At 49.1% G+C, this 26,275-nt stretch carries 26 protein-coding genes, 1 tRNA gene and 1 pseudogene; 21 read left to right on the top strand and 7 right to left on the bottom strand.

What is annotated here, in order from left to right:
• The first annotated feature begins 8 nt into the window (after positions 1-8).
• The gene (locus GWK74_04900; protein ID QHU90809.1) at positions 9-1,052 is read left to right on the top strand and encodes an NTP transferase domain-containing protein; all 1,044 of its coding nucleotides are present in this window, start codon (positions 9-11) and stop codon (positions 1,050-1,052) included.
• 79 nt (positions 1,053-1,131) lie between these two features.
• Here the strand turns inward: GWK74_04900 and GWK74_04895 are convergent, their stop codons facing one another.
• Genes GWK74_04895 through GWK74_04880 form a run of 4 tightly spaced genes read right to left on the bottom strand, consistent with a single transcriptional unit; the run spans position 1,132 to position 6,271 of the window.
• A complete protein-coding gene (locus tag GWK74_04895) occupies positions 1,132-2,238 on the bottom strand; it encodes a glycosyltransferase (GenBank protein ID QHU90808.1) in 1,107 nt (368 codons plus the stop codon).
• Positions 2,222-3,367 (bottom strand): glycosyltransferase, encoded by a 1,146-nt coding sequence (locus GWK74_04890; protein ID QHU90807.1) that lies wholly within the window; start codon positions 3,365-3,367, stop codon positions 2,222-2,224. Before GWK74_04890 ends, GWK74_04895 begins: the two co-directional genes overlap by 17 nt.
• On the bottom strand, positions 3,367-4,791 hold the full coding sequence (locus tag GWK74_04885) for an exopolysaccharide biosynthesis polyprenyl glycosylphosphotransferase (protein QHU90806.1): 1,425 nt from the start codon (positions 4,789-4,791) through the stop codon (positions 3,367-3,369). The genes GWK74_04890 and GWK74_04885 overlap by 1 nt, the downstream gene beginning before the upstream one ends.
• Complete coding sequence (locus GWK74_04880; protein ID QHU90805.1) at positions 4,775-6,271, bottom strand: hypothetical protein; 1,497 nt, start codon at positions 6,269-6,271, stop codon at positions 4,775-4,777. Before GWK74_04880 ends, GWK74_04885 begins: the two co-directional genes overlap by 17 nt.
• Positions 6,272-6,316: 45 nt before the next feature.
• Between GWK74_04880 and GWK74_04875 the strand changes: the two genes are divergently transcribed.
• Positions 6,317-6,649, top strand: coding sequence for a hypothetical protein (locus GWK74_04875; protein ID QHU90804.1), 333 nt, complete (start codon positions 6,317-6,319; stop codon positions 6,647-6,649).
• 41 nt (positions 6,650-6,690) lie between these two features.
• Positions 6,691-6,765 (top strand) — tRNA-Asn (locus GWK74_04870).
• Here the strand turns inward: GWK74_04870 and GWK74_04865 are convergent.
• On the bottom strand, positions 6,724-7,236 hold the full coding sequence (locus GWK74_04865) for a hypothetical protein (protein QHU90865.1): 513 nt from the start codon (positions 7,234-7,236) through the stop codon (positions 6,724-6,726). The two genes, GWK74_04870 and GWK74_04865, sit on opposite strands and share 42 nt — an antisense overlap.
• Positions 7,237-7,367: 131 nt before the next feature.
• On the opposite strand from GWK74_04865, the gene GWK74_04860 reads away from it, so the two are divergent.
• The 8 genes and pseudogenes from GWK74_04860 (at position 7,368) to GWK74_04825 (ending at position 14,198) form a co-directional block, all read left to right on the top strand.
• Positions 7,368-8,666: an AAA family ATPase gene (locus GWK74_04860; GenBank protein QHU90803.1), complete on the top strand. Its 1,299-nt coding sequence runs from the start codon at positions 7,368-7,370 to the stop codon at positions 8,664-8,666.
• Positions 8,667-8,764: 98 nt separating this feature from the next.
• Positions 8,765-9,001 (top strand): hypothetical protein, encoded by a 237-nt coding sequence (locus tag GWK74_04855; GenBank protein QHU90802.1) that lies wholly within the window; start codon positions 8,765-8,767, stop codon positions 8,999-9,001.
• On the top strand, positions 8,961-9,302 hold the full coding sequence (locus tag GWK74_04850) for a hypothetical protein (GenBank protein QHU90801.1): 342 nt from the start codon (positions 8,961-8,963) through the stop codon (positions 9,300-9,302). Before GWK74_04855 ends, GWK74_04850 begins: the two co-directional genes overlap by 41 nt.
• Positions 9,303-9,446: 144 nt before the next feature.
• Positions 9,447-12,152 (top strand): glycosyltransferase, encoded by a 2,706-nt coding sequence (locus tag GWK74_04845; protein ID QHU90800.1) that lies wholly within the window; start codon positions 9,447-9,449, stop codon positions 12,150-12,152.
• Positions 12,153-12,171: 19 nt separating this feature from the next.
• Complete coding sequence (locus GWK74_04840; protein QHU90799.1) at positions 12,172-12,558, top strand: hypothetical protein; 387 nt, start codon at positions 12,172-12,174, stop codon at positions 12,556-12,558.
• 150 nt (positions 12,559-12,708) lie between these two features.
• A pseudogene (locus GWK74_04835) lies at positions 12,709-12,940 on the top strand (hypothetical protein).
• Complete coding sequence (locus tag GWK74_04830; GenBank protein ID QHU90798.1) at positions 12,937-13,554, top strand: hypothetical protein; 618 nt, start codon at positions 12,937-12,939, stop codon at positions 13,552-13,554. Before GWK74_04835 ends, GWK74_04830 begins: the two are co-directional and overlap by 4 nt.
• 371 nt (positions 13,555-13,925) lie before the next feature.
• Positions 13,926-14,198: a hypothetical protein gene (locus GWK74_04825; GenBank protein QHU90797.1), complete on the top strand. Its 273-nt coding sequence runs from the start codon at positions 13,926-13,928 to the stop codon at positions 14,196-14,198.
• 34 nt (positions 14,199-14,232) lie between these two features.
• Here the strand turns inward: GWK74_04825 and GWK74_04820 are convergent, their stop codons facing one another.
• Both GWK74_04820 and GWK74_04815 read right to left on the bottom strand, forming a co-directional pair.
• Entirely contained in the window at positions 14,233-15,006 is a 774-nt protein-coding gene (locus tag GWK74_04820) for a ferredoxin reductase (GenBank protein QHU90796.1), read from the bottom strand.
• Positions 15,003-15,569, bottom strand: a complete 567-nt coding sequence (locus GWK74_04815) for a TetR family transcriptional regulator (protein QHU90795.1) — start codon at positions 15,567-15,569, stop codon at positions 15,003-15,005. The genes GWK74_04820 and GWK74_04815 overlap by 4 nt, the downstream gene beginning before the upstream one ends.
• 247 nt (positions 15,570-15,816) lie before the next feature.
• Between GWK74_04815 and GWK74_04810 the strand changes: the two genes are divergently transcribed.
• From GWK74_04810 to GWK74_04765, 10 genes are all read left to right on the top strand, one after another.
• On the top strand, positions 15,817-16,350 hold the full coding sequence (locus tag GWK74_04810; protein QHU90794.1) for a DUF1697 domain-containing protein: 534 nt from the start codon (positions 15,817-15,819) through the stop codon (positions 16,348-16,350).
• A 3-nt stretch (positions 16,351-16,353) separates the two neighbouring features.
• Complete coding sequence (locus GWK74_04805) at positions 16,354-17,028, top strand: response regulator (protein QHU90793.1); 675 nt, start codon at positions 16,354-16,356, stop codon at positions 17,026-17,028.
• Positions 17,025-17,993 (top strand): hypothetical protein, encoded by a 969-nt coding sequence (locus tag GWK74_04800; protein QHU90792.1) that lies wholly within the window; start codon positions 17,025-17,027, stop codon positions 17,991-17,993. The genes GWK74_04805 and GWK74_04800 overlap by 4 nt, the downstream gene beginning before the upstream one ends.
• A 117-nt stretch (positions 17,994-18,110) precedes the next feature.
• Positions 18,111-19,016, top strand: coding sequence for an ATP-binding cassette domain-containing protein (locus tag GWK74_04795; protein ID QHU90791.1), 906 nt, complete (start codon positions 18,111-18,113; stop codon positions 19,014-19,016).
• On the top strand, positions 19,013-19,792 hold the full coding sequence (locus GWK74_04790) for an ABC transporter permease subunit (protein QHU90790.1): 780 nt from the start codon (positions 19,013-19,015) through the stop codon (positions 19,790-19,792). The genes GWK74_04795 and GWK74_04790 overlap by 4 nt, the downstream gene beginning before the upstream one ends.
• 42 nt (positions 19,793-19,834) lie before the next feature.
• Complete coding sequence (locus GWK74_04785; GenBank protein ID QHU90789.1) at positions 19,835-20,374, top strand: AAA family ATPase; 540 nt, start codon at positions 19,835-19,837, stop codon at positions 20,372-20,374.
• Between the two features lie 158 nt (positions 20,375-20,532).
• Positions 20,533-22,668: a ribonucleoside triphosphate reductase gene (locus GWK74_04780; protein QHU90788.1), complete on the top strand. Its 2,136-nt coding sequence runs from the start codon at positions 20,533-20,535 to the stop codon at positions 22,666-22,668.
• The gene (locus tag GWK74_04775) at positions 22,622-23,359 is read left to right on the top strand and encodes an anaerobic ribonucleoside-triphosphate reductase activating protein (protein QHU90787.1); all 738 of its coding nucleotides are present in this window, start codon (positions 22,622-22,624) and stop codon (positions 23,357-23,359) included. Before GWK74_04780 ends, GWK74_04775 begins: the two co-directional genes overlap by 47 nt.
• Positions 23,344-24,006, top strand: coding sequence for a hypothetical protein (locus tag GWK74_04770; GenBank protein QHU90786.1), 663 nt, complete (start codon positions 23,344-23,346; stop codon positions 24,004-24,006). The genes GWK74_04775 and GWK74_04770 overlap by 16 nt, the downstream gene beginning before the upstream one ends.
• A complete protein-coding gene (locus GWK74_04765) occupies positions 24,003-26,255 on the top strand; it encodes a hypothetical protein (GenBank protein QHU90785.1) in 2,253 nt (750 codons plus the stop codon). Before GWK74_04770 ends, GWK74_04765 begins: the two co-directional genes overlap by 4 nt.
• The last annotated feature ends 20 nt before the right edge of the window (positions 26,256-26,275 follow it).

Genomic DNA, 26,275 nt, shown 5'->3' with positions numbered 1-26,275 from the left:
TGACCATTATGATTATCGTCATTATCGCCGGTGGCTCAGGCACGCGCCTCTGGCCACTCTCAACCTCCACTCAACCCAAACAACTATTAGCTCTCACATCAGAGCGCACCATGGTCCAACAAGCCTATGACCGGGCCAGAAAGCTTGGTGATACTATCTACGTGGTGACCGAGGCGAGCCACGCTGGGGCGCTGCAGGCGCAGCTACCGGAGCTACCGGACGAGGCCTTTTTGATCGAGCCGGGACGGCGGGGGACGGCGCACTGTATCGTGTTGGCTCTGGATTATATCAATCGCCACCATGACCGGACTGAGCCGATTGCCTTTATTCATTCCGATCATAATGTACGTGACGTCCAGGGGTTTGCCCACTCGTTTGCTACGGCGGGTCAGGTGTCAACCGAGCAGCAGTGTATTACGCTGATTGGCATCGAGCCGACCTTCCCGTCAACTGGCTTTGGTTATATTCAGCGCGATGGGGTGATTGATGTTCAAGCGGGCGTCTATAATGTCGAGTCATTCAAAGAGAAGCCTGATTACGAGACAGCGAAGCAGTATGTTGAGTCGGGAAATTATCTGTGGAATTGCGGCTACTTCGTTGGCTCAGTCGAGGTGTTTATGCGTGAAATGCAGCAGAGCGCTCCAGATTTGTGGTCGAACTATCAGACGCTGGCGTCAATTGCTGACTTTGGTAGCGAGGCCTACAATCACGCGTACCTGGCACTGGACAATCAAGTCATCGACATCGCCCTGATCGAAAAAGCTCATCAGCTGGCTATGGTATCGGCTAGCTTTGACTGGATGGACATCGGTAATTTTAAGGATCTACACGACGCGGTCGCCAAGGATGAGTCGGGTAATTACGCATACGGTGACAACATTCATACCATTGACGTCGCTAGTACCTATATTCGCAACGAGCAGCCGGATAAGCCAGTAGCAGTCATCGGCCTTGATAATGTGGTGGTGGTCAACACACCAGACGGTGTGTTGGTGGCACGGCGGGATGTGGCCGCCAAGTGTGGCGACATCGCGAAGAAATTGCAAAAATAGCCCAGTAGCCGAGCCGCAGTCTAAAAAGTTATGGTTGCAGACGTAAGTGCCTCGTGTGTGGATGAGCCAGGATCGTCCTCTATGAGTTGGCACTCTGGCGGCCATACTGTTCGTACACCGCCAGCGTCTGCTCGGCCATTCGCTGCCACGAGAAGGTTTTGACGTGCTGTTTACCCTTCTTGATGAGGTCACGGCGCCGTTTCTCGTCAGTTAAAAGTTCGTCAATTGCCCGCGCCATGTCCTCGACGCTATACGGATCAAAGTAGTGAGCTGCCTCGCTATGGGTTTCTGGTAGGCAAGTGGCGGTGCTCGAGGCGACCGGTGCGCCGTGCAGCATGGCTTCAAGGCCGGGTAGACCAAAGCCCTCGCTTAGTGACGGGAAGCAATAGACAGCCGTATGCTCGTACATCCAGCGCAGCTGCTCGTCCGACACAAAACCGGTGAAGACGACATTTGTGATACCGCGTTCAGTAACGTATGCCTCATGGCGAGCGTAGTTACCGTCCTTTTTGCCAGCCAGCGCCAGTATCAGCTCGGGGTGTTTTTGTTGCAATAATTCAAATGCATCAATCAGCCGCCGCAAATTTTTATGCGGTGTCGGTCGGCCAACATACATGATGAACTTTTTTCCAACCAGCTCCTTGATCGGATCATTGCCCTTTGGTAGCTCGTCAGCGGACTCGAGTGTCACGGTAATCTTGTCTGGACTAACCCCGGTAAAATCCACCAAGTCACGCTTCACAAACTCAGAAATGGTGATGATATGAGCCGATTTTCGGGCGACTTTTTTGTTGACCCATTTATAAATTTGCTGTTTCACCCAAAAGACTGCCGGGTTCTTGTCGGGGTTGTTGAACCGAACGGTGGTCAGGTCTTGCATGGTGGTGACGACTGGGCTGGCGTGATAGCACACGGGCTGCTGAACCATCGCAAAATGCACGAGATCTGGGTGCAGCTCCTCCAGCTGTTTCTTAAAACCTCGTTGCTCGGCAAACGAAAATTCAGCAAATGGACAGGCGACTTTTTGAAAGCGCGGGTTATCGGCCTGCCAGCTGTCCATGTCCTTTGGCTTGAGCAAGATAATATAGTCGTTCCTGTTATCAATTTTTTGTAGATAGTGAATCAGCCGTTCGACGTAACGGCCGGTGCTCGTCCGTAGTGTCCGAGCATCAATGGCGATGCGCATGAGTACCTCTCCTTTCGTTAGTCACAATTTTCTTGATGGCGAGTGTAAAGGCATGCTCGGCAAATGGTTTGGCGGAGGCGGTGATAGCCCGCGGCGAGACTCGCTGGTCGGGTAGTGTCTGGAGCGTTGCCACCAAGCTCTCGACCGTTTGTTCGGTAAAAAACCAGCCGTTCTTACCGGGGTTGATATAATCCAGTGCGCCACCAGCCTGGTAGGCCACTACTGGCAGCCCGGCGGCCAAGGCTTCGACTGGTGCGACACCAAAATCTTCGTGGGCGGTAAAGATAAATAAGTCGGCTTGTTGAATGGCGGCAGCCCGGGCCTCGTCACTGACGTAGCCAAGAAAGCGCGTTGATTCGCCCGCTAGCTTCTCTAGCTGCTCGCGATCAGGCCCATCGCCCATGATGTCGAGCGGCCAACCAAGTTGCTGACAGGCCTCAATCACCAAATCCAGCCGCTTCATCGGCACCAGTCGCCCCCACACCAGGCAGCGCGGCCGGGTGGGTAGTGTGACGGAGCGTGGCCTGGTTTTTGCGAGCGCCATAAAGCTGGTTGTTTGTACCGGCGGAAAGACGACGATACTGTCTCGGTCATAGAATTGCTTGATATCAGCTTGAATGGCGGTGGAATTAGCCAAGAAAACATCAACCCGCTGCGCCGCCTGATAATCACGTCGCCGGAGGGGCCGGACTAGCAGCCGCAAGCCCAGTCGCGCCAGCCACCGCGGTCGAAAGCTCGGTCGACGCAGGTATTCCTGGTAGTGCCGCCAATAAAAATGCGTCGGCGTATGACAATAACAGATATGTCGTTGATCGGGGCGGGTGGTTCGGATAAACTTGGCCTCGCCGTTACCAGAGCTGGAAATGATAATATCAAATTGCCCGAGATCCAGCCGCGCAAACCACCGCTGCCTGAGCACTGGCAGTAGTCGCCTGAGCTGGGCAAATGGCCAATGCTGCAAATAGCCAGTTATCACCTTGTTATCAAGTTTTTTCCGCCACGTTCGGGAGCAGTACGAGGTATAAATCGGAGCATCAGGATAGAGCTGGTGTAGCGCCAGGACAACCTGCTCGGCGCCACCACCATACAACCAGTCGTGAACGATCGCGATGGTCGGCTGGGCGCGCATCACGACTCCTTCTTAAAGATGACCAGGCAGGTCTTGAGGAGGATGGTGATATCCAGCCACAAACTCCAGTTTTGCACATAATAAAGATCCAGTCGCCGCCGCTCTTCAAAGCCGATACTACGTCGCCCCGACACAACCGCCAGGCCGGTCAGGCCAGATTTGACCGTCAGCAGCGTGTGCTTTTTCTCGTAGTTACTCAGCTCGTGCGGCACCAGCGCCCGCGGCCCAACGAGGCTAATATCGCCCTTGATAACATTAAATAACTGCGGCAGCTCGTCGAGGCTAAACCGGCGAATGAAACGACCAACCGGCGTGACGCGAAAGTCGTGATTGAGCCTATCACCGTTCTGGCGATATTCGTCGATCAGCTCTGGCTTGCCGATCATCGTGAATACTTCCTCGTCGGTCTTGCCATCAAACTTGGCGTAGTGCGAGCGAAATTTATACACCTTGAACGGGCGATTAAACTGGGTCAAGCGTCGCCGCTGCTGCCCATGCATCAGGATGGGGCCACGCGGGTCACCGAGCTTAACAGCGATTGCCACTAGCAGCATAATCGGCGAGGTAATGATGATGCCAATGGTCGCACCGATCAGATCCATCAGCCGTTTGACCACGCGTCCGTAGCCGGTAGCCAGCGGTGTTGGGTGAATGTATGCCAGCGGCACGGAATTGATAATCTCGACCGTATGGCGCGCCGTCATCAGGCCATCGAGGGCCGGCGCTTGATAAAAATCGAGATAGTGCTGCTCGGCCAAGTTATAGTGCGCTTCGCTGCGGGTGGTGTCGGTCTGGATAATGGCGTCAATTTTATCGCGAGTCAGCGCCGATGCCAGTGTCGAGCGCCGCAAACCCTTGAGTCGTGGCGGAATGAGCTCATCTTTGGATACAATAGCACTGAGGTGAAAGCCGGTTGAGGGGTGGGCACTGATAAATTCAGCTAGCGTCCGCGTCGATTCGGCATTGCCAACCAGCGCCACGCGCTTGATGCCAATGTTTTTGCGCAGCAGATGTAGCCTGACGATATTGGCAGCGCTACGCAGAATGAGCAAGATAATAAAGCTGATGATCAGCGCATAAATCACCACCATCTTGGCCGGAAATAGCGGTGTGTTGCTAAAGAAGCTAAAGGAAATCATCATCATAATGCCGCAAACTGCCGCCATGCCCAGCCGCCAAAACTCGCGCAGCGGATGAATGTAGTGCTCACGGTCGTATAGCCCAAAAAATGAGAACAAGACAACCCACAGCGGCAGCATTAGCACAATCGACGTGATAAACTCCAGTGCCCCGATTTGCACATGGAAGGGTCGCGTGTCGAGTGATACGCGCATGATGTATGCCGCCGTGAACGCACCAACTAGCGCCAGTACGTCCAGCCCGATCAACACCAATTTGAAGTAAAAATCAGAGTTCTTCTTCATGACCTTTGGGGTGATTATACAAGAAAATACCAATCCATGCAAGGCAATGTACCGAGTTGATCAAGCTGCCAAAAAACCAAAAGTGGATAGCGATAGCTGCTGTGAGCAGTAGGGCAAATTGCCCCCATGGCTTTGACGAGCATTGGCCGCTGCGCCATAGCGTGACGACGAGCAGCGCTAGTAGCGGTATCATGCCGACAACGCCGATATTACTCAGCAGCAAAATGTAGAAAATATACACTGTATGGTCGGTCGACACCGGTTGATGCAGCTGATGTTGGATAAAACTGCCGAGATTGCCAAGGCCAGTCCCAAAGAGTATGGTGCGCGGACTTGACGCCCAGGCTCGGAGTGCCAGCTGGGCGGCATTGAGTCGATCATCAGCCGAAGCGACGACGAAACCCGATGGCTGGAAATTGGCTGATGGTGCGAGCGGGTTTGGCTGGGTGGTGGGCGGTGACGGTGATGATTGCGGTGCCGTGGTCTCGTTGGTTGGTGGTGCTTGCGGTGAGGGCGTGCTGCCCGGCGTTGGGATGGTATTTTTTTGCGGTAATTTAATGCGGCCGAGCGACAACTGGTCAAGCATGCTCACTGCAGTATTATAGGCAATATGCGGTGTGTTGTGATAGCGAACCGCCGCTGATACCAGCAGTAGAGTGCATCCAATCACGAATCCGGCCGTGATGATGCCGAGTTGACGCCACGTATCACGACGAATAGGCTCCACGGTGTCAATAGAACGAGACCCGCTTCTACACCGCTGCCACCAGCGGACGATACCATACACGATACCCGCACCAATTATCGCGATAAACGCGCCGCGCGAAAACGTCAGGCTGATTGCCACGCTGCTACCAAAAACGCTCCAGCCAGCCAGTCGCCGTCGCTCTCGCCAGCACAGTCCAACGAACAGGGCTGGCAGTAAGCTGCTTGCTAAAAATTGCGGCTCAGCGGCAAACAGATTGATCCTGACAAAGCCAAACACGCCAGCATGACAGCCCGAGCAGAGCGTACCAAACGCCGTTGGCTCAACGTGAGCAAAGATGAGCTGCAGCACCGCTAACACACCAAACACGATGCCGCTCCACAAGCCAATTGTCATGAGGCGCCGCCGATCACTCGTCGATAACGCCCGGTACATCAGGGCAGCACACGCCGCGGTCAGCAGTAGCAGCAAGAGCGATGCCGTATATAATGCGGTACGCGCTCGGACATAGGATAATAACAGCCCAACGATACTGGTGACAGCCAGCATACCAATGCTCAGCCACCACCATCGCCCCCGAGGCCACAGTCGCTGGCGCACCATTATGCCAAGACCGCAGCCAACCACGCCGATCACCGCCACTTGATATAGTCCAATGCGGAATGACGGAAAATCGAGCATTACCAGGCTGATGCTCGGCTGCAAGGACAGTGCGCCGCCAAACAGTACGGCGGCCAGCAGCCACACACGTATCGTCGATGATATTCGCTTCACCTCTTTAGTATAGCGCAAATAACTCGGGCGGGTTATACTAAAAGTATGCAACCAACGAAAAAACAAAAAATACTGCTGGATTTTATCGATGGATTTATCAAGGGCAATGGCTATAGCCCGACGCTGCGGGAAATTATGCGGGCGCTGGGGTATAAGTCAGTCTCAACGGTGGCCAAGCATGTCGATAATTTGGTGGCAGCCGGCATGCTCGATAAGCGTGATGGTGAGATACGATCACTGGTGCTGCGGCAGGAAAAGCCAGCAGCGTGGTGGCATAATTTAGAGAGGGAGATTAACCGGCGGGAAGCGGCGGATGATGAAAAGTCGCGCTCGGAAGCAGCAATCTTGAAAAAAGCCCTGGCAATCGTCCGCCAGTAACTTTACAACCGCTGTAAAACTCGCTATAATACGACAGGTATTCCGGGGTAGCTCAGCGGTAGAGCGGTTGGCTGTTAACCAATAGGCCGCGGGTTCGAACCCCGCCCCCGGAGCCATGAAAAGGCACTTCTACGGAGGTGTTTTTTCTTTGTTCCTTGAAATACAATTCGGTACCACACGAAATTCCACGCTGGGCTGACGCTAGTGGCGGCTAATTTTGCCACGCTCAAACCAAAAGTGCTGGTTATCCCGAGCAGTTGGACGAGCAGCCATATGACGACTGGTTGCAAAACCCACAGGCCAGTGAGGGTGATGCCGATAAACTGAACAATTGGCTGGCGGTCGGTTTTGAAGGTGAAGCGCCTATTGAGAACATAACTACAAACCATTCCTGCGGTGGTTGAAATGATGACGGCCAATAGTAGCGGTGCGGTGAGCCATATTAACAGAGTGTATAGTGTGGCATCAACAGTAGTGTTGATAATGCCGATGGCGGCAAAGGTGGTGAGTTGCTTGTGAATAGTCATGTCGGTGAGTATAGTAGGTGGGGCTGTAAAAAGGCTGTAAATAGAATTATAAGAATTCATCTGCCAAATTGAACACTCATTGCAGTAGTAATAATAAAATTAAGCTAAAATATAGATATTTTTAGTAAGTATGCGATTTTTTCGCATTACTTATTGTTTTATAGGGGGTAATATGATACAATGTGTACACTATGATTATAGACTTCACTATTAAAAATTATAGGTCATTCAAGGAAGCGGCTAGTATATCTTTGCTGGCAGAACCACTTAAAAATGATGGTATTGCAATATCAACTACCGATTTCAAAGATAATATTCTACCTGTTGCCGGTATATTTGGCCAGAACGCTGGAGGAAAGTCTAATATCATTAGAGCTCTTTCGTATATGATAGATTCAATGTTAAATACAGACCATATAGGCTCTCCTATTAATAAACACCCGCTCCTACAACCATTCTTACTAAACACCAATAGTAGCAGTCTACCAATACATTTCGAACTATCTTTATGGGATAAGGACACTGTTTCGCAGTATAATTATGGATTTGAAGTTGATAATTCTGGCATAGTTTCAGAATGGCTCGGTCTAGTAGACAGACCGAAAACAAATCGACGCTCGCGTATGATTTTTGAGAGAAGCCGTAATAACTTTACGTTCGATAGTACGGTTAAGAGTGACCTTGAGCCTTTGTCGAGGCGCGTCTTAGATACGGCGTTGGCCGTTAATGTTTTTGCCAATTTAGCAGATCCGTACTCACGTAAGTTACTTGAGATAGTAAAAGAACAAATAAAAATTATAGACAGTACCGATATTGACGAATTAAAGCGTTATATATTAGAACGTTGTATTGTTGATCAAAAATTACGAATGCAGGTTATAAATTTTATAAATAAAGCAGATATAGGCATAAATAATATATTAATAGACAAGTCAGAAGTAAGCGTTGCCGAACTACCAGCGGGTATTCCGGAGGAATTGAAGAAAGCAATGTCTAATGGGGCTGGTTTTAGCTATCAAGTGGAGTCGAGTCATTTTATTTATGACAATAGTGGTCATAAACTTACAGAGAGCCGGAACTTTAACTTTGGTGATGAGTCGTTGGGTACACAAAAGATATTTATATTGGCAGTTGTACTACTGGATGCTTTAAATAAAGGCGAGATGGTTGTGATTGATGAACTTGGATCAAGTCTACATCCTTTCTTGACTAAGAGAATAGTTGAGGCGTTTCAAAATCCTGAATTAAATAAACACGGGGCTCAACTTATTTTTACAAGTCATGAAACTTTTCTTCTCGCAAAGAATTCCCTAAATGGCAAGCTTGATCTCCGGCGAGATCAGATTTGGTTTGCCGACAAAGGCACTGGCGAAGCTTCAGTACTGCGATGTTTATCGGAATACAAAACAAAAAAAGAGTACGATCTTGCCAAACGTTATTTGGAGGGTAGGTTTGGCGCAGTGCCTGTTATAAAATCTTGGGAAGCTTAATAAAGGTGATACATGACTCATCCTAGCAGTAAAAGCCGAAGCCAGTTCTCTTTAAGCGGAAAAAGACCTTCTGGAAAGTTAGATGAGCGAATTTTTTCTTGATTGTTACTGAAGGAAAAACAGAATCTCGTTATTTTGAACATTTTAGAAGCACAACAGGACCTCGTATTGAGTCTGTTGATAAACAAGATTCAAGGACTAGGTTGGTTGAAAAGGCGATTGAATTAAGGGGGCAATATAAGAAAGAAAAACGCTACACAAGAGGCGACGAGACGTGGGTTGTGTTTGATCGTGATGTCGATCCTGGTAAACCAAACGACAAGGAAACATTATAATCGTGCATTAGAATTAGCATATAGGGAAGATATACAGGTGGCATATTCGAATGATTCATTTGAATTATGGCTCTTACTTCATCTACAAGATATATCAACACCTATGCATAGAAAGGTTATTGAGAAGAAGTTGAAATCTCACCTGGGCGGTTATACTCATGGTGACGATGTTTTTGATAAAATTAACTCTAACTACAGTAGAGCAGTGAAGCGAGCAGAGCAAATGCTTGAGGAGGCTAATAAAAACGAAACAAGTCCTGTAAATGCAAATCCTTCAACAACAGTACATAATGCTCACTGAAAAATTGCGTAAATCTATGAATGACTAGTTATATCATCAAAAAGCTCATTATCTGGTTCGTATAGTAATTGCATCTTAGTATCATAGCTTACTTATCTTGTTGTCTACAGCAAAATTACAGACCCCTCATCTATAGTTGCTGGCATGACTATGAAAGCAGCAACCATACCCCAACCGCTGGCTCGGTCGCGACACCTCGCCGCTACTGAGAGCCAGCCGGCGTTTCGGGCGATTGCCCGTCCATTCATTGATGTTGTCGTGCCGGTGCTTAATGAGGAAAAAATCCTCCAGCAAAGTATCACGACAATTGATGAATATATGGCGAAACATTTGCCGTATCATTATCAAATCACTATCGCGGACAATGGCAGTCAGGACAAGACGCTGGAAATTGCCAAGAACTTAGCGGAAAAGCACCAATCAGTTCAGGTCGTTAGCCTGGCGGAGCGTGGTCGCGGGCGGGCGCTCAAACGAGTGTGGCAAAGTAGTCCAGCTGACATTTTGGCGTACATGGATGTCGATCTGTCCACGAATCTGGACGATTTTCTGCCAATGATTCAGCCGCTGATGGCGGGCGAAGCTGGCGTGGCGATCGGTTCGCGGCTGGCCAAGGGTGCCAAAACGACGCGTGGGCTGAAGCGGGAATTTATCTCGCGTTGCTATAACAATATTATCAAATGGACGTCAGGTACTAAGTTTAGTGACGCGCAGTGTGGTTTCAAGGCGATCCGCCGGGATGTCGCCGCAAAATTCTTACCGAAAATCAAAGACAACGAGTGGTTTTTTGACACTGAACTACTGATCAAAACTGAGCGGGCGGGCGTGCCGATTTACGAACAGCCAGTGACTTGGATTGAGGATACGGATAGCCGCGTGAAAATTGTGAAAACGGCCGTCGATGATCTGAAGGGGCTGTATCGCGTCAACAAGGAACTAGACAAGCGGTCGTGGCTTGAAAAGTGGACACTACCAGTGCTATTGGCACTGACTGGTGCACTATATCTGTTTGGTGCGTTGCATAATGGCATGGCAAATAGTTACTATGCGGCAGCGGTACAGGCAGCCAGTCAAGATTGGACAGCGTGGTTGTTTGGCAGTCTGGATGCGGCAAATTACGTGTCGGTTGATAAGCCACCATTAGCGACAATGCTGATGGGGCTGAGCGCTCGGTTGTTTGGCTTTTCGAGTTTCTCGATGTTGCTGCCAAGCGTGCTGGCGGGAGTTGGTTCGGTGTGGTTGGTGTACGGAGCGGTGAAACGACAGTTCGGGTTCACTAGCGCTGTGATTGCTGGAGCGACACTGATGCTAACGCCGGTGGTGGCACTGATGTTTGGTTTCAATAACCCCGATGCGATGTTGACATTGATGCTGACCGCTAGTGGTTATACGTTTTTACGCTCGCTGGAAGGGAAACGACCACTGTTGTGGCTGGGTCTAGCAGGGCTATTCACGGGGCTAGCATTTAATACCAAGATGCTCCAGGGGTTGATGGTGTTACCGGCAATGGTGCTAGTCTATCTGGTGTTTGCCAAGCCGCCGATTGTCACGCGATTTTTGCACGTGGTGTTTGCGGGCGTCATCACCACGATGTCGACGCTGTGGTGGAGTGTGCTGGTTTGGCTGACGCCAGCTGGTAGTCGGCCGTGGGTGGGTAGCACTAACGATAACAATATTTGGAGTTTGATTTTTGGCTATAACGGCTTTGGTCGATTGCTTGGCGGACGCGGTGGCGGTGGTGGCCCGGGTGGTGGAATCGGCGGTACTACAACACTTCAAACTGCTGGTAGCACCACGCAAACTATGGCAGATGGCGCCGGTATGATGCCGGGTGGTATGGGCGGTGGCCCAGGTGGCGGACATGGTCCAGGCGGTACGGGCTTCGGTGGGCAAACGGGAATCTTTAGGATCTTTAACAATGATTTTGGGCCGAACATTGCTTGGTTGCTAGTCTTGGCGCTGGCGGGCGGTGGATTGATGCTATGGATTTTGCGAAAAACACCCCGAACCAATCGTGGGCGGGCGGCAGTAATTTTCTGGATGCTGTGGCTGTTGATTCACATCGTGATTTTCAGCATGACTAGTGGTGTGATTCATCCGTACTACGTGGTGGTGATGGCGTCAGCGGTGGCGGCACTCGTCGGTATCAGCCTGCCGTTTCTGTGGGGTGCCTATACCAGACGTAAACCGTATGCGTGGCTACTGCCGGTGCTGGTCGGCGTGACGGCGGCGATAGCGGTGATTATCCTCGGTTACGCTGGCACGATGACGTGGCTGATATGGACGGTTGGGTTGCTGGGTCTTGCGGGGATGATTGGACTGCTGGTTAATCTCTATGTGCCGCGGCGGTGGCTACAAAACTTGGCGATTATCACCGCCATATCCGCCTGTACACTTGCCCCGACGGTTTATACATTGGCGACAGTCAACGTCGCGCACACCGGTAGCATTCCGACGGCTGGGCCGAGTTCCACGGCGATGCGGGGTAGTAATAATGAATCGTCGCAGGCCAATAGCCAGTTGGTGCAGTATCTCGTAGAGCATCAACATGGCGCAACCTGGTTGGTGGCGGTAGCCAGTGCTAATGAATCAGCAGCCATCCAGCTCACCAGCGGTCAGCCAGTCATGGCGGTCGGTGGATTTAACGGTAGCGATACACCGCTGACGCTGGAGCAATTTAAACAGTTAGTGAAGGCCGGCAAAGTCAAATATTACGCCATCAGCTCGCACAGCCGTGGTGGCGGCGGGCCAGGCGGCGGTAATAATGAAATCGCGGCGTGGGTCAAACAGACTGGCACCGTCATTAACTATGGAGGCAGCGATGTAACATTGTACGAATTATCGAGAGAGTAACGTAACGAAAGGAGACATTATGGCAATCTCACAAACCAAGCAAGCACAACTCACCACGCCAGAAGCGGTCTATGATCAGCCGCCCGCACCGCGTCCAAACGGCACAAATTCTGGCAAGAACGGGTTAAGTGCCGGGGCAATTACTGGTATAGCGGTCAGTGGCGTAGTGGCCTGTGCGCTCAGTTTTGTCGTCGGCATGCAAGTCGGTGGCACGCAAAACGGCATGAATAATCAGGCTGGCGGCCCGCCAGGAATGAGTCGAACCCAGAACGGCCAGCCAGGCGGGCCAGGTGGACAAACGGGCGGCGAGGCGCCAGGTGCCAACCAGAACCAGACTGGTCAAAATTCACAAACACCATCTAGGCGGAACAATAATAGTGCTACACAAAACAACCAAAAGGATTAACCTTTTAGGGACAGAGAAAATAATAAAAACCCGGAAAGGAGGTAACTCTCATGTCAAACAGGCGCTACTTGTCGATAAAGAGAGTTCAAAGGTCGTAAAACGCATTGTGCGGCTTGCACAACAAGAGATGATATTTTTTCAGAGGACGTAATTTATATTGAGAGCTGGTGCCCTAAGTATGAAAATCGGCAAATAGTAAAGTACTGGTTTAACGAGTTGAATACAAGAGGAAAAGTGCTTGCGTGGGATAGTATATAATAAGATAAAAGCATTGAAAAAGTTTGGTTGTAATTGCAATAACTACAATCCTGATAAAAAAGTGAAACCTCCATTATTCAGAGATGAAAAAATAAATTGGTTTCGAGAGGAGATAAAAGATTGACAAAAAATAGACCTGAGTTTGATAAAATTACATCGTTTGCTGAGTTTAATAAATACTATTGGTATCGTGAGGAAATTTCACAGATTTGCAAGTCATTAGGATTAGAATATAAAGGTACAAAACAGGAACTCAATTATATTATTGAGCAATACTTTAAGGGTAATTTGATTAAAAAGTCATCAATAAAAAATGAAAAGAAGCAAGTTGAAAATATTACGTTAGATACGCTATTGCTTGAATGTGGTTTTTCCTTTAACGCAAAATTCAGAGAATATTTTTCTGCTTTAACGGGTATCTCACCATTTAAATTTACTGCTGATATGGCTACCGCTTGGAGAAAAGTAAAGAAAGAAAAAGATTTGAGTTTTACAATTCAAGATATGCTAAAAGTTTATTATGGAGAGTCAGATTATGCCAAGTATGATAATTCGGTTTGTCAATGGAATCAATTCTTAAAGGATTTCTGTGCAGATGAAAATAGCCGCGACTATTCTAACAAATTAAAAGTAGCTGCTATTCTTTGGAAAGAAGTCAGAAATTCAAAAAATGAAAAAATTTATTCAAAGAATCTTTTGACTGAATATGCCGATAAGATAAAAGAGTATTGCAAGTAGGATATTCTTAGTTTACTAAACTAACAATTCAAAAAACTAATACAAGGGTAAAATACTAAAGCTAATCAAGAGAGAAACAGAGAAGATATACATTTATCAAAGAAGTTTTGTTTTATGTCCTTGACAAATCTTCCCAAACTGCTCCGTCGTCACAGACTGGCTCGGCGCAGCCACCAACCGCCAATACCGCGCCGGTAGACTAATTAGTTGGTGGCGAATAGTCATAAAGCAGCGCCTACCTTCTCGGGCGCTGCTTTTTCATGTAGTAATTTTCCCCACACCAAATAACTAACACTTGCCCCGAGCGACCTTACAGCGAAATTACAGATTGTTTGGCTATCATATACTCATCATTAACAGAAAGGATGATCATGAACAAGGTACACGCAAACGAAATCAATCTAACAACCAACGAGGCGCTGGTACTGCAGCAAGTCTACGAAGACGGTGGTTATGAGGCGGCCATATTGGCAGCACAAATGGGCATGCCGCGCCGAACGGCGATGAATGTGCTGGCGGACTTACGGCATAAAGGTTTGATGGCGATCGACCAGGCCTATGGCGACGCTTGGGTGTGGCTAACCACGCGCGGCAAGCGGCTGGTACAGCGAATTTGGCCGGAGGCGCAGGCTATAGCTGCCTAAGTATTACCTATCGGCAACCATGCAGTCATATTGACTACTTCAACCCCCGAAAAGTACTTGATTTGACGTTATCATGCATCGCATTGTCTCCAAGGAGTTTCTTCATCGTTTTCACATCGTCGGGCTGTCCTGCTACAAGATATTGAGCCTTGTTGCCATGTCTATCAATCGCCTGCTTGAAGCGTTCTTGGCTTTGAGAAAGGCTAGCACTGGTCTCATAAGTCATATTGGCTGTTTTGTTTGCTAGCTCTGAGAGTTCCTTGTCAAAGACCTTTACTCCCTTGTCTAGGTGATAGAGCATGATAGGGCGTTTACCGGCCCACTGCCTGACAATTGGTCGTATTGCTGAGATACCGACATCAGACGCGAAGCAAACCAGTGGCTCGTTGCCGTCTGTAACCGACAAAGAGGATTCCAGCCAACTCATCTTGATCTGGCTACCTGCTGGTAGGCTAGTCAAAGCTTTTTTATAAGGACTACCGCTATTGTGGGTTAGGATAATAATTTCATTATCCTCAGGACTAGAGGCGATACTCAGCCAACGACTTGTCTGTTCGCCCTTATGATCATTCTTTTCACCACCAGATGCCGTACTAGGTAGCGTGATCTTGGCAGAAGAGCCTGCCTTCCATGTCATGTTGTCGGGCTTTGCTAAGCGAATGACATGAAGGTCTCCGCTAGGGTTTTCAATAGATTTGACCGATAACGTTTGGCCTCTCCCTAAGTAGGCGATGACACCCCAAGTGGCAAGGCCTATAACTGTAAGAATAGATATAACGATGATTACCATTTTTTTACTCCTTTTCATGATGTAAAAATCCCTTTAACAAAGTTAGTGGCAAGTATCTCCAGTGTCCTACTGATACCTGGAAAATCGCCTTCAGTGATATGTATATCCATGTAGTAAAACAAATTATAAACCTGTAAAATATCCTGAATCTTCTCCTCTGAATATCCTTCTGCTACCATGCGACTAGTAAAGGTCTCGACCAAAAATTGATGGAAGGTGTTCCTGGCTTTACCCTTACCCGAAGAATAATAACCACGTAGTGTGCGAGAGACGGCTGGATTATGCCATTCCGCCAGAATTTTATTGGATGAAACGAGGCTTCGTGACTGTTCAAAAATCTGTCTCACAAGTTCAACCAAATCTTGCTGCCAATCAATGTCGTCCATCATCGCTTGGCGAATGCGATTGTTTTCTTCAATGTACACATCCAGAAAGATAGTTTCTTTGCCGTCGTAGTAGTTGTAGAAAGAACCGACTGCTACCCCAGCACGTTTAGCAATTTCTGAGATACCGGTCTCTTTATATCCCTTTTTTGAGAAGACATCATAGGCAGCTATTTTTAATGCTTGTCTTTTATCCAACGCTGGTGACCTCCTTCATGTTAATAATATGAATGAATAATTTTTTATATTCATTCATATCGTATCGAACTATGACCATCGTGTCAATAGGAGGGTGGCTGAGTGGCTGTCGGTAGATTCGTGATATCCAAGGACTGATGGCAATCAACCGGGTGTACGGCGACGCTTGGGTGCGGCTAACCATGCGCGGCAAACGGCTGGTGCAGCGAATTTGGCCGGAGGCGCAGGCGATAGTATACTAAGGAATATGAGATATATCCTGTTGCTTCGAGGCATCAATGTCGGCGGTAAAAACAAGGTCTCCATGAAAGACCTCACGGCGAGCCTCGAAGATTTGGGGTATCAGCATATCGTAACTTATATCAATAGTGGTAATGCCATATTTGACACTGATGATGACCTGACGACAGTCAAAGAGAATATTGCTATCTTGTTGGGGTGTTTTCCGTTTACCATCAAACACGTCATCCTGACGAAAAATGAGTATTTAGATGAAGTATCAAATCTGCCGAAATGGTGGCATCAGCCTCTGGCGCGGACTGATGTGTTGTTTTATACCGATGATGTTGATCCTGAGTATGTCAAGGAGCGGATTGGTCAAATGCCGCTTCATGATGAAATCATTCATTTTGGTAAAAAGGCGGTATTTTGGGGTAAATATAGCGAGCAAGAATTTTTGCGTACGTCATACCATAAATTACTAATGAAAGAAAAGTTTTACTCATCAATCACTATCCGCAATGGGCGAACATTTGATACGTTAGGAAAGATGCTGGGGTAGGATATGCGGATTTTACTAGTAGAAGATGACGTGGCGATTGCCCAGTCGCTGAAGGAAGGCTTGGAAGACGAAGCTTATGCAGTTGACGTGGTGCATGACGGTGACGAGGGGTATCGGACGGCGATGGCGGATGACTATGATGTGATTATTCTTGATGTGATGCTGCCAGAAATGAATGGCTATGAAGTGTGCCGGGCGCTACGCAAAGATGGTAATCAGACGCCGATTTTGATGTTGACGGCGCGTGATGCCGAGCGGGATATTGTCGAGGGCCTGGACGTGGGCGCTGATGATTATCTGGCAAAGCCGTTTAGCTTTGAGGTGCTATTGGCGCGTCTTCGTGCCTTGCTGCGCCGTCCAAACGAGAAGTTGGAAGAAGTCTTGCGGGTTGGTGATTTGACGCTTGATCCGAGTTTGAAAAAAGTGACTCGTGCCGCGCAGGAAATTAGCCTAACTGCCAAAGAATACGCCGTGTTGGAATATCTGATGCGTAACGCTGGCAAGGTCCTGTCCAAAGAGCAGATCATCTCGCACGTGTGGGATTTTGATGCCGATGTCTTGCCGAACAATGTTGAGCTATTCATCATGTTTTTGCGGCGCAAAATCGATAAACCATTTGACTCAAAACTGATCCATACCGTTCCAGGCTTTGGCTACAAACTGGAGGATAAATCATGAAACAGCAGCGCGTCAGGCGTCTAGCGCTGAGCTACTTGGCGGTGATTATGACGCTGTCGCTAGCCTTTAGTGTGATTATTTATGCCATCACTTCTGTGCAATTAAATCGTCCATTGCCACCGAGCGAACACGCTCAGCAGCCACCAGAGCTCGTCGAACGTCAGTTTAGTCGCCGCCTGGAGCAGCGCAACCGCGAAACCCGTGGGTCGGTCGTTATGTCATTGATAGTGCTGAACGGCGTGATGTTGTTGGTTGGGTATTGGTTGAGTTTGTTGTTGGCGCGGCGGACTTTGGCGCCGATTGAGCGGGCAATGCGGGCCCAGGTGCAATTTGTGTCGGATGCTAGTCACGAGCTGCGGACGCCACTGACGGCGCTAATGACCACCAACGAGGTGGCGCTACGCAAAAAAACGCTGGATGAGAAAAAGGCGAGGGTAGTTTTCCAGCGCAACATTGACGAGGTTGAAAAATTACGCGAGCTGACGGACAATTTGTTGCAACTTACCCAGGTCGATAATCAGCAGATTGAAAAACAGGCGGTCGATATGGCGAAACTTGTCCGCGACACGGTTGATCGCTATCAGCCGGTGGCTGACAAAAAACAAGTGGCACTGGATATGCAAGTGCCGTCAGTAACGCACACGGTCGCAGTCGCGGCGGTGACGCAAATTTTGGGTACGCTGATCGATAATGCCATCAAATATTCGCCACTAGGTGGTACAGTAGTCATTCGGCTGGACGGCCAAACTCTCTCAGTTGTCGACCAAGGCATTGGCATCGCCAAACAAGACCAGGCGAAAATTTTCGACAGATTTTATCGTAGTGATGAAGCGCGTACGCGTGGGTATGGTTCGGGCTATGGACTCGGGCTAGCTATCGCTAAGGCGGTGGCTGACAAAAACGGTTATCAATTGAGCGTTAAAAGCGAAGCGGGTCAGGGCTCTACCTTCAGCTTGCATTTCTGAGGGTTGGCTGGCTGATACTACTTGCAATTAAAGAAAGTTACGTTTTGATCTGGTGGCGTAAAAGCCTACCATGCGATATACTGAAACTATAGCAAATGATGACCATAAGAAGTCGCTATGAGTGATACTTCACCGCTGATGTTACACGGGCTGACCAAGCGCTTTGGGCATAAGCTGGCAGTCAACAATGTGTCGCTGGAGCTGCATGAAGGCGAGGTGTTTGGTTTTCTGGGACCGAACGGTGCGGGTAAAAGTACAACGATTCGGTCGGTGATGGATTTCTTGAGGCCGACGGACGGCTGGGTAGAGTTGCTGGGTGGACGGAATTCCAAGGAACGAACAGCCCTTCATGATCAGGTTGGGTATCTAGCGGGCGACATCGTGCTGTATGAAACTATGACTGGTCGGAAATTGCTGAAGTTCTTGGCACGGACGGGTCGGAAGGTTGATTGGCGCTATGTTGATGAATTGGCTGGGCGTTTTGAGGCGGCGCTGGATCGACCGATTCGTCAACTTTCCAAGGGTAATCGTCAGAAAATTGGCCTAATTCAGGCCTTTATGCACCGCCCGAAACTGCTGATTTTGGACGAGCCGACCAGCGGTCTGGATCCGCTGATGAAGCAGGTATTTTACGAGTTGGTGCGCGAAGTTTCTGAGCAAGGCGCCACAGTATTTGTCAGTAGCCACGACCTAGCCGAAGTGCAAAAGATTTGTCACCGCGCTGGCTTTATTCGCGATGGAAAATTGATTGCCATTGAACCTATCGTCGCCATGAAGCGCCTGTCAACGCACCGCTACATTGTGACATTTGCCAAAAAACCGTCCCTAGCGGCAGCCAGAAAACTGCCATCCATCACCGATGTTCAACGTCGCGGCGATGAATACGAATTTACGGTCAAGGGCGACGCGACGGAGTTTGTCTCGTTTATCGCCGAGTACAAACCAAAACTATTGCGCGAATCAGAGTTAGAACTAGAAGAATTATTTATGCGCTATTATGAAGGCGAGGAGGCAAAGCGATGATGTGGCAGACGGTGCGGCAAAATTACAAGTTGCCGCTGTTTTTGGGCGTTGGAATTAGCGTTGTGGCGGTGTTGTTTTCGGCGCTGTTCAATAAATTTAGCGATCAATTGAGTCCGTTCATCGATATGATACCGCCTGGCATGAAAGCAGTGGTTGGCGATTTGGCGATTGGCACCACACCAGAAGGTTGGCTGAGCATTGAGCTGTTTCCGCTGGTGGCGATGGTCGGGGTGGTGATTACGGCGATTATTTTGGGCGCTGGGGTAATTGGCCAAGAAGAAGATTCGGGCACGTTGGAGTTGCTGCTTGCTAGTCGGCGGACTCGCGTGATGATTGTACTAAAAAAATATGTGGCGATGGCAGGATTGTTGGTGATTCCTCCCGTGCTACTGTGTATAACCATTGCGTTCATCGGTCCGCTGTTTGATTTTCACCCAAACCTCACGCACGTTGCCGGGGCTTGTGTGAGTTTGTGGTTTTTGGGGCTTAGTTTTGGTAGCCTCACCTTTGTCACTCAGGCAGTGACAGGTAGGCGCGGGCTGGCTGTCGGCGTTGGTAGCCTAATTTTTCTAGCAATGTACGCCCTATCGATTACCGCTGAACTGATCGAAAGTTGGAAAGACTACGATGTCTGGTCGCTGATCCATTATTACAATATTCCGGGTACTTTGATGGACGGGTTGGACTTGGGGAAATTGGTCGTTTTGGTTTGTGTGAGCTTGGTGGCACTCGGCGTGGCGGTGGTCGGATTTTGTCGGCGAGACACGGGGGTATAATACGGAGACTGTTGTTATAATCTATGATTTGTTGGAGCGTACGTGACAGCCTCTCATCCACTAATCATTCTCCGTGGTAATTCTGGTTGCGGTAAAACCAGTACGGCGCGCTTGCTCCAGCGTCAGCTAGGCTACGGCACGATGTTGGTATCGCAGGATGTGGTGCGGCGGGAGATGCTTCGCGTGAAAGACAGTGAAAGCAACCCGGCGATTCAGCTGATTTATGATCTATGTATGTACGGCAATAACGTTGGTTATACGGTGATTCTGGAAGGTATTTTGAGCAATAAAAAATACGGCGCGATGCTGCGTCGGCTGCTGGATGATTTTCAGGGCGAAAAATTGATTTATTATTTTGATATATCATTTGAGGAAACGGTGCGCCGCCACGCTACCAAGCCAAACGCTCATGAATTTGGCGAATCGGAGATGCGCCAGTGGTGGAAAGATCAAGACGTTTTGGGTGTGCCAGGCGAGCGGCGAATTGGCGAACGGCTGACTCAGGCAGAAATTGTTGATATGATTTACCGCGACATTTTGGCGTTACTAGAGGGAACAAATACTTCCGCCTCTCATATGTAAATAATACAATGTATTTTCGTTGACAAACGCTATATATCGCGTGTATATTCTATATTAAGCACTAGATATGGTGTTTTAGAAAATAAATAACGTTTTTTGCAACACGAGCCCCTCGGGGAGGTTGGGGCTGGTTTGCTATTGCCATAATAAGGAGGGGTATGTACAAATCAATCAAAAAACGCGATGGTCGGACTGTTAAATTTGACCGTAAAAAAATTGAGAAAGCCATCGAGAAGGCGGGTCTGGAGACTGGCGAATTTGATGCCAAGCAGGCCGTCAAACTGACCGACAAGGTGCTGGCGGTACTAGAAACTCGCAATCAAAAACGCTTGCCGGGCGTTGAAGATATCCAGGATGTCGTCGAGGATATTTTGATTGATTCTAAGTTCAAGAAGACCGCCAAGGCCTACATCATTTACCGCGACCAGCATAAAAAGTTGCGCGAGATCGCCTCGGGCATACATGTTGATTTGATTGATAAGTACATTAACAATCTCGACTGGAAGATCAAAGAGAACTCTAATATGGGCTATAGCTTGCAGGGGTTGAATAACTATATCTCGGCAGAGATCACCAAAACATACTGGCTAGACAAGGTTTATTCGCCAAAGATTGGCCGGGCGCACAAAGAGGGCGATTTACATATTCACGATCTGAACCTACTGAGCGTCTACTGCGTCGGCTGGGATTTGATGGATCTACTCCGCAAAGGATTCACGGGGGTAAAGGGTAAAGTTGCCTCTAAGCCGGCCAAGCATTTCCGTTCAGCTCTTGGACAGGTGGTCAATTTCTTTTACACTTTGCAGGGCGAGGCGGCTGGCGCTCAGGCGTTCTCTGATTTTGATACATTGTTAGCGCCGTTCATTCGCGCTGATAAGCTGAGCTATGACGAGGTCAAGCAAGCGCTGCAAGAATTCGTCTTTAACGTTAACGTGCCAACGCGGGTTGGTTTCCAGACGCCGTTTACCAACATCACGCTTGATCTGGAGTGTCCGAAGCATATGGCCGGCAACCCGGTGATTATCGGCGGTGAGATGCAGGATACCAACTACGGCGATTACCAAGAAGAGATGAATATGCTTAATAAGGCGCTGCTGGAGGTGTTGTCTGAGGGCGACGCCAATGGCCGAGTCTTTACCTTCCCGATCCCGACAGTCAACATTACCAAGGATTTCAACTGGGATAATCCGGTCATTGAAAATCTTTGGGAAGCTAGCGCCAAATATGGTATCCCGTACTTCTCGAATTTCATCAATTCCGACATGGATCCAGAGGATGCGCGCTCGATGTGCTGCCGCCTGCGTATTGATAATCGCCAGCTGGAGTATCGCGGCGGCGGGTTGTTTGGCAGTAATCCGATGACCGGCTCGATCGGCGTGGTGACGATTAACCTGCCACGCTTGGCGCTGAAATCAAAGAACGAGAAAGAGTTTTTCAAAGGCCTGGGTGAATTGATGGACATGGCGCGCGACAGTCTGGAGACCAAACGCAAGGTGCTGGAGCAGCTGACCGATTCGGATATTAGTCTGTATCCGTACACCAAGTTTTACCTGCGCGATATCAAAAAGCGGTTCAATGAGTACTGGAAGAACCACTTCTCGACGATTGGCTTGATCGGTACAAATGAGGCGGCACTGAATTTGCTGGGCGTCGACATTGGTACCGAAAAGGGCAAGGCTTTTGCTGAAAAGACACTTGATTTTATGCGCGATCGGCTGGTCGAATACCAGAAAGAAACTGGCAATAATTACAATTTGGAAGCAACGCCAGCTGAGGGTACAACCTACCGTTTGGCTCAAATTGACAAAGCCAGCTTCCCGGATCGAGCACACTTTGCCAATGGTTTGGGCGCGGCGGTTAAGCATCCGTTCTACACCAACTCCAGCCACTTGCCGGTCAATTACACCGACGACTTGTTCGAGCTGATGGATTTGCAGGATAATTTGCAGACCAAATACACTGGCGGTACAGTGATTCACTTCTTCCTCGGTGAGCGCATGGATGATCCACAAACGCTCAAGAAATTGGTCAAGACAATTTGCGAAAACTACAAATTGCCGTACTTTACCTTCACGCCAAGCTTTTCAATTTGCGCCAATCACGGCTATATCGTCGGCGAGCACCCGGCTTGCCCGAATTGCGGCGAGAGTACTGAGGTCTACTCGCGGGTGGTTGGTTTCTTGCGCCCAGTTTCCCAGTGGAATAACGGTAAGCAGGCTGAATTTGACATGAGGGAGCATTATGACGATGCCGCCGAACACCAGCGAGCTTGCGCCGTCGCCGTCCCAGCTTAGGGTGGCGATTGGTGGGATTCAGAAGCTGTCGCTGGTGGACTATCCAGGGCATGTGGCGGCAGCGCTGTTTCTCTCGGGCTGTAATATGCGCTGCGGTTATTGCCATAATCCCGAGCTAGTACTGCCCGAACGCTTGGCACCGAGCATCCCGGTCGAGGAGGCGATGATTTTCCTAAAATCGCGCATTGGTCGGCTGGACGGTGTGGTGATTTCTGGTGGCGAGCCGACAGTCAACGAGGATTTGCCGGTGCTGTGCCGGATGATCAAGAGCCTCGGCTTTGATGTCAAGCTGGATACTAACGGCACGCATCCTGACATGGTGCGCGGTATGGTCGAGGAGGGGACGATTGACTTCATCGCTATGGACGTCAAGGGTTCATTGGAAAAATACGTGGAGATTGCGGCGCGGCCGATTGATCTAGCGGCGATCAAAGACAATGTGCGGCTGATGATTGACTCAGGGATTAGCCATGAGTTTCGGACGACCATCGTTCGCGAGCAGCTGGAAGTCGCGGATTTTGAAAAGATTGGTCAGTTGGTTAAAGGCGCTAAACGGTTTGCTTTGCAGCATTTTCGCACCGGCACCACCATTAGTCCGAAGTTTGCCAATTACCACACGTTCACTGACGAAGAGTTTAGAGCCGCCCAAAACATAATGGAAAGGTACGTTGAGGAATGCGTGATTCACTAACCGTCGAAATTGTGCGTGTGCGCCAGGAAAACCCCGAGGTGACGACGCTGTATGTTGCGCGGCCGTTTGACTTTATGGCGGGGCAATATATCACAGTGTTTATTGAGGGCAGCCAGGTGCGCGAAGGCAAGGCCTATAGTATTTCTTCGCGCCCGAGTGAGGAGCTGATGTCGATTACCGTGAAAAATGTTGGCGGTGAATTCTCGAGCTATTTGTGTTCGCGTCACGTTGGCGACACGCTGCAGATTAGCCGGGCGTACGGCGATTTCAATCCGCAGACTGAGCGGCCGCTGGTTGGCATCGCGGCGGGGTGCGGGCTCAGTCCGATTTGGAGTATTTTGGCGGACGCCCAGCAGCCGACCTTTCTCTATTTGAGTCAAAAATCATCAGAGTATATGGTGTTCTCGGAAGAGTTAGCGGCCTCATCCATTCAGGTCCATAAGTTTAGTACCCGCCAGCAGGTTGAGGAAACAGACGGCTGGTACAACGGGCGGTTTGAGGTAACGAAGATTGCCAGTGAAGTGCCAAGTGATGCGCATTTTTTGGTCTGCGGCAGCTTGCCGTTCGTGCGCGATGTTTGGCAAAAGCTAACCGCCGCCGGTGTCGATGAATCACATATTTCAACGGAGACATTTTTTGAACGATGATTGGGGAGGCGACTACAGTAGAATCATCACCGGCAGGAATTGACGGTGATGGTTTTGATGTATTTTCGTCGTTGAGGAGTGGTGCTGAGAGTGACAATTTTTCGTCTGGTGCTGGCGAAGCAGGTGGTGCTGATACAGACGAGGCGGCAAGCAGTCTTGATTTGGTGGCGGTGGCCAGTGGTGAGGCAGAACTCAACACTGTTACAAACAGCAAACCCGAATCAAAAGAAACATCAGCACCAGTCAATCCCGAGCAGTGTCAAAAGTATGGGACGATTGCTTGTATTGGCTGCGGTCTCAGACAATTTTGTGAAGAGCGTCAAGCCGCAATGATGGCAGACAATACTGAACTTCAGCCCGGGGAACAGCTAAGCACCCTAGAGCAATTACTCCGAGAAGACGACGTGCCGGGCGAGATTGTCTGGGCACGGCCCTTACCTGACGACTTTGATGGCGGGGAACTGCCAATTGCTGATAGTCCAAGAGTGATTGAAACTAGCGCCGACAAGACAGATGGGTCAACTGAGAAGATCACGCCGCAGGAACAAGAAAGTAAAGCTTCGACTAGCGAGCCGGTCGGAACTTCGGGCGAAGATATGGATACTGAAGCGGCAGAAGCGCCATTCTTTGGACTAAAAACAACCCCAGAAACTATCGCTGACGATACTAAAGATGTCGGAGAATCTCGGCCAGAAAGTACTAGCGAATTTTCTAACGAAGGGTCTTTTACCGAAGTGGCAGAGGTGAGTAGTCCTCCATCGGAGGTGAAGACGCACGTCATTGATACTATTTCTGACGCAGTACATAATAATAAACAGCTGACGCCGGAACTCTTAGACACACCGGCGCAGGCGGAAGCTGCGCCAGTACCATTAGCGATAAATAAGGATGCTCAAACTGGTGATGAGAATCGCAATCCGCTGAAAAATGAAACAGTTTACCCTATGGCTAACGAGGATAAGGTCACTACTAGTGTTGTGGAAAATACATATGATGGTGATGAAACCGTTGCGCCATCAAGTGTAAAAACACCATCAATTGAACGCCAAGAAGAAAACGAATTCGTTATAACAGGGTCAGAATCAGCCAATTCTGAGCCGAGCCGAGTAGCAGAAAAGGATAAGGATGCTATACCAGTTTCCGAGCAGCAGCACTTGGCAGCGCAGTTTGAGGCGGTAAAGGTGGATGAATCTGCGACCACGGGACCAATTGATAATTCTGGCACGAAAGCATCAACAGACGCTCAACCTAGCGAGATTAGTATAGATGCGGCGCCGGATTATAATAATTTTGTCGAATCGACCGATGGCGTTGATGTCGAACAGCCCAAGCATGTAATTCCAACCGCATCTAATGTGTCGCCATATCAGGAGCAAGAGGACGCCGTTAATGTGTCGGCGGAATACGAAACAAACGAGACATCTACTGAAAAGATGGTTAATGCGGCCGCATCAATTCCAGCGAAAGAGCAGCCTGATCAGCCGGTGATTGTGTCATTATCAGCTCAAGATATCGTTGAATATGGCGAGGACAACGAAGCTTGGGCTGAGGAGGATATGGTGTTTTTTGTCGAACAACAAGCGCCAGTAGTAGAGCCGGGAGTATCTTCGGCTGAAGTGGTGACGATTGCGCTGCCAATGGAGGCAACTACGGTGCGTGAAGAAGTCGATGATTTGAAACTCTCTGTAGACGACGAGATTAGTGTTGATATGGATTCCGCGGGGCAATTGGACAATTCTAAGGCGGTATCAGTTCCTGAAGTCACCAATGATTATGAGCCAGTAGTGGAAATTTTAGAGGAGCGCATCATGCCTCGCGAGGAGCGTGACAATATAGTTATGAAAGCATCGGAAAAAAGCGATTTGTTGTGTCTGGATGCTGAAGTTGAAACTATAACTATGGATACTAGTGGCATAGAGTCAGTCGTCGATTTGTCTGAAGCGCAAGCAGAACTTGCTGCTGCTGAAGTGTCTGAGGCGGTAGAATCTGAAGTGGACGAACAGAATGATTTGGCGGTTGACAGTTACGGTTATAATAGCGAAATGAGTGCCGTGAGTGACAATGTTTTGGTCGTAAAAAGCCGCCCATCTCCTGGCCTATGGCCGGACGACAGCCAGCTCAATCCGGAGGAAGAATTCACGACAACAACTCAATCAAGTGCAGACGACAGCTCATTAGTATCGCGGCTGGTTGGCATGTTTGTAGTGGCGATGTGCGTGGTGCGCGGCCGACAGTCAGTGAAAGTTTAGTAAACACATCGCCTAAAGAA

The organism is Candidatus Saccharibacteria bacterium oral taxon 488 (genome assembly GCA_010202115.1).
Lineage (GTDB): Bacteria > Patescibacteriota > Saccharimonadia > Saccharimonadales > Saccharimonadaceae > Nanosynbacter.
The sequence above is the reverse complement of the archived record's forward strand: the minus strand, read 5'-3'. Positions and strand labels throughout refer to the sequence as shown.